Origin of the sequence: Thioalkalivibrio sp. ALE23, assembly GCF_000378545.1 — a bacterium.
Classification (GTDB): domain Bacteria; phylum Pseudomonadota; class Gammaproteobacteria; order Ectothiorhodospirales; family Ectothiorhodospiraceae; genus Thioalkalivibrio.
Genome location: NZ_KB900054.1, coordinates 1 through 4,659 on the forward strand (window position 1 = coordinate 1; position 4,659 = coordinate 4,659).

General features: G+C 62.2%; 3 protein-coding genes. All 3 read left to right on the forward strand.

The window, feature by feature from the left end:
• Positions 1-2,480, forward strand: a 2,480-nt coding sequence (locus tag F573_RS14965) for a S8 family serine peptidase (protein WP_155986683.1), incomplete at its 5' end; no start/stop codon positions are given.
• 17 nt (positions 2,481-2,497) lie between these two features.
• Complete coding sequence (locus F573_RS0113500; protein WP_019023030.1) at positions 2,498-2,770, forward strand: hypothetical protein; 273 nt, start codon at positions 2,498-2,500, stop codon at positions 2,768-2,770.
• Positions 2,767-4,587, forward strand: coding sequence for a DHH family phosphoesterase (locus tag F573_RS0113505; protein WP_019023031.1), 1,821 nt, complete (start codon positions 2,767-2,769; stop codon positions 4,585-4,587). The genes F573_RS0113500 and F573_RS0113505 overlap by 4 nt, the downstream gene beginning before the upstream one ends.
• Positions 4,588-4,659 lie beyond the last annotated feature (72 nt).

The window sequence follows — 4,659 nt, forward strand, 5'->3', positions numbered from 1 at the left end:
TTTTTGGAAATCGCTCCGAAAAAATTGCGTCGACGATCGAATTTGGCACGATGGAATCGTTGTATGAAATAACGAAGGAGAGAACGATGGAAAAAGAGATGAATCGAACCCAGCCGACGCTGATGGCCGTCGCCGTGTCGGCCGCAATCCTGGCACTGTCCGGCTGCGCCAGTAGCGGGGGGAGCAGCAGTAACGGGGGCGGTGGAAACGATGACCAAGGTGACGAGGTTGGCGAGCAATGGCCGGCCGAGCCGCAGGGCTTCGTAGCCAGCCGGGACTTTGGCGATGTCGACGAAGAATACGACGACCTGGATGAAGAGGATGTCGCCGATGTTCAGGTGACCGTAGTGGACGACTACATCCGGAAGTCCCATAAGGATTTCGAAGGGCAGCTGGTAGAGGAAGGCGACGGCAATCCGGATCATATCGTTCAGGATGACGATGACGTAGACAGCTGGGATTTCGGCCGCGACGGAGATGCGTACGACCATGGAACGCCGGTGGCATCCCTGATTGCCGGTCGTAAATACGGTGTCTCGGGGGATGCGACCCTTCACCTCGTGGATCGTTATGACGAAGAAGGCGAGCTGGGACGGGGCACGCAAGGTGGCATCAAAGTCGGGGCAGAGGCAGGCTCGGATGTGATCAATGTGAGTTTCTACCCCATGGCGGATACGGATGAGGATGGGAATCCGGTAGGACCGACCGAAGGGGTGCTCTCGAGGCACGTGGCCGATGACGTCATCGAAAATGATGTAGTTGTGGTGGAATCGGGAGGAAATGAAGGCATCCAGAGAAAGATCGGGGATCTGGAGGATGAAGAGCTCCTGAGCCACATTGTGCTGGTGGGTGGCGTCAGGCATGACGGCCAGCGGCACCCGCAAAGTAATTATCCCGGGGATGATGAAAGGACCCAGGATCGATGGATCGTCGCGGATTTCCATGGTGGAGAAGTCGCCAGCGGAAGAGGGGACGAAGGAACCACGCGGTTCTCCGGCACGTCCGCTGCGGCACCGGTCATCTCGGGGAAGATCGCGACCTTGATCTCGGTATGGCCCCATCTCGGCGTGGAAGAAGAGGGGGATGATCACGCGACGCCCCTTCTGGCGGCCCAGCGGCTGCTGGACACGGCGGATTGCTCCGAGGGAAGCACGGGCTACGAGTCCGAAACCAAGTGCAATGAGGAGCTGGGGCAAGGAATTGCTGACCTGGAGGCGGCAATGGCGCCGGAAGGGGAAGTCAAGATTGTCGCGGCGGGAGCGGTCGAAAGCGATGGCGCGAGTGATGACGCTGATGAAGGCACAGCTCAGGCCCAAAGCGTGACCGACACGTATGCGTCCTGGTCGCACGCCTTCGGGAATGGGCTCCCGGCCGACAGTGAACTTTTCGAGGGCGCAGTCGGCTTTGATGAACTGGGTCGGGATTATGCGGTTGATCTGAGCGGTGCCCACCGCGGCAATTCACTGCAGGCCGATGTGATGCGTCAGCGGATGCAATCGCATCTTTCGAACGCAGGGGTCGGTGGTGGTGAAATGGTGGAAATTGCCGAAGGTATTCGGATGGATGCACGGCATACCGACTCGGGTGAATTGCTCACCGGTCGTTTCGACATGGACTTCGGCGGTACCCGCGTGTCCGCGTTCGGCTTCCAGGGTGGAGAAGAAAACCCGATGGAGACCGTGCTGGAGGGGGCGGATACCGCCATGCTGTCCAGCACCACGCCGCAGTTCACGCACAGTCTGGACGACGTGGCCGGTGTCGCCGCCGAGGTGGGCCTGACCGATACGTTCAGCGTCAGCGCGGAATACTGGTCCGGGCGTTCGGATGAAGATCCGGCCGAGCGGGTGCTGAGTGAGGACACCGTGGGTCTGTCGGATTACGGCGTGAACCGCCAGGACATCGCCCTGCACATGCAGGCCACGGACGAGCTGCGGCTGTCGCTGGGTCAGGGCATGCTGCGTGAGGACAACGGCATGCTGGGCTCTCGTGGCTATGGTGCGCTGAACCTGGGTGACGAGCACGAGCTGCATGTCACCAGTCTCGGGGCGGAATATGCCGTGTCGGATCGACTGAGCGTGACGGGTCAGTACGAGTACGGCCAGGGCCGTATGGACGGCGGTGCCGGCATGATCCGCTCCATCGACAACCTGCGCACCGAACAGGCCACTCTGGGCGTGGCGTGGGACGGCGATGACCATCAGGTCGCGTTCATGGCGAACCAGCCGATGCGGGTCACCGGCGGGGAAATCCAGGCGAGCGTACCGGTCGGCCGAACCGTGGACGGTGAGGTAGTTCGCGAGGACCGCACCGCCAGCATTGGCACCGAAGGTCGGCAGATGGACATCGAGCTGAGCTACAGCTTCATGCCCGACCGTGACAGCCGGTTCAACGCCAATCTGCTGTACATGGACCAGCCGAACCATGACCCGAACGCCTCGGGTGAATGGGCCGGTGCCGTGACCTACGCGGTGCGGTTCTGATGGCGGCTCGATATGCCATGACCCTCATGGTGGCCCTCGCGGGGGCCACCATGCTTTCCGCCTGTGCCGGCGGCGGTCAGGCCGGGGTCGGAACCCACGAATCGAAGGCTGGCGAATCGGACTCCACCTTCCGCTATGTCCCGATTGGCCGGGACGAAAGCGGATGCATGCAGTATCGCCCGGAACCGCTGACAGAAGACGTCGCGGCCCCAGCGGTGATCTTTTTCTGGGATGGCGAAGGCTACACGACGAACCGTGATCGGTGCGTACCGGAGGAGCCGAAACCGTGAGCGAGGCCGTGAAAAAAGGGTGGATCAGCGATCGACCGGAGCCCCGGGTGCGACAACGCCGGGTGGATGCGACCACCGAGCGCAAGGCACGCGACGAAATGGGGCTGACTAAAATCCAGGCGCGAGTGCTCGCTGGACGGCTGGCGGTCCCCGAGCACCAGAGTCTGGAGCCGATCGTTTCGCCAACGCTGCGGCATCTGTCCGACCCGACGGGGTTGCCCGACATCGAGACGGGCGCGCGCCGCCTCGTGGAAGCCGTTCGCGCAGGGGAAACCATTGCCCTGGTGTGCGACCACGATGTGGATGGGGTCACCAGCATGGCGGTCCTCTATCGCGGAATCGTCGATGTGCTGGGCGGGGATCCGGCGTGCCTGGTGCCGTTCATCGGTCATCGCCTGAAAGAAGGCTATGGGCTGTCCGATGCCCTCGTGGACCGGATGCTGGAAGACACGAGCCCGAGCCTCGTGGTGACAGCGGATCACGGGAGCGCGGACGAACCACGCATCCGGCGGCTGGCGGAACAGGGCATCGAGACCATCGTGACGGATCACCACGCGATCCCGGAGGACGGGATCCCGGCGTCCGCGGTGGCCTGCATTACGCCCACCCGCGAAGACAGCCGATACGGAGATCCGGCCATTGCCGGGTGCATGGTGGCCTGGCTGCTGATCGCGCAGGCGGGGCGGATGCTGGATCTCGATGAAGAGTCGATGAAGCAGACGCGTCAGGCTCGCGACCGGCTGCTGGATTTCGTGGCACTGGGGACTGTCGCGGATTGCGTGAGTCTGGGCGAGAGCGTGAACAACCGGGCCGTGGTGCGCGCCGGTCTCCGGCGAATGAACGAAGCGGAGCCCCGTCCGTGCTGGGCGGTCGCGCGAGAACGGCTGGCGCAGGGGCAACGCGATCTCGATGAACAGAGCCTCGCCTTCGATATCGGCCCTCGGATCAATGCCCGCGGTCGTCTGGATGAAGCGATGGCCGGTGTGCGTTTTCTGCTTTCGGGGAACGACCGGACCGCCACGAAATGGTGGGACGCCATCGAGGAAGAGAACGAGAACCGCAAAGCGATCGAGCGGGACCTGAAGGTAACGGCGCTGGAGCAGGCCAGTGAGCGTTATGCGGAAGGGGCGGCCGGTTTGGCGATCTGGTTGTCCGAAGGGCACCCGGGCGTGCATGGGATCGTTGCATCGCGTGTCGTGGAGGCGTTCGGGCGCCCCACGGTCTGTCTCTCCCCGGTATATGGCGATCCGGACCGCATTACAGGGTCCGCGCGGGGGATTCCGGGCATCCATATCAAAAGGGTAATGGATGCGGTTGCCACCGCGGTGCCGGGCATGTTGCTCAAACATGGGGGGCACCAGGGAGCGGGCGGGCTGACGCTTTACCGAAAGGATTTGTCCCGGTTCCAGCAGTTATGGGATACCGCGTGCCAGACTCAAGCCGAAGCGGTTGGGGTGCGGATGGACCCGGTAATCTGGGTGGATGGCGAGCTTCACCGGCCATCGCTGGAAACTGTCGAGGAACTGCGAGCCATTGCGCCGTTTGGGCGTGGCTTTGAAGGTGCGCTGTTTACAATGGAAGCGAAACTGTATGAGCTGAAGGCGGTAGGCGATCAAACGCATTTTCAGGTGACCCTCCAGGGGAGCAATGGATTGTTTCGAGGGATCTGGTTTAACGCGGTCTCCATAGAAGAAGCCGGGGTGCCTCCCGTAAGCGAAGGGAAGCGGTATCAGTGGATCTATTCACCGAAAATCAACTATTTTCGTGGAGAAGAAAGGCTTCAGCTTTTTGTGCGCCATGCCGATCCGGCATATTGATCGCCGAGGGCACCGGTGTGTTCGCAGGTAGGAGATCAAGATGCGACGGGCGGAACAGGAGTAACGGGAATG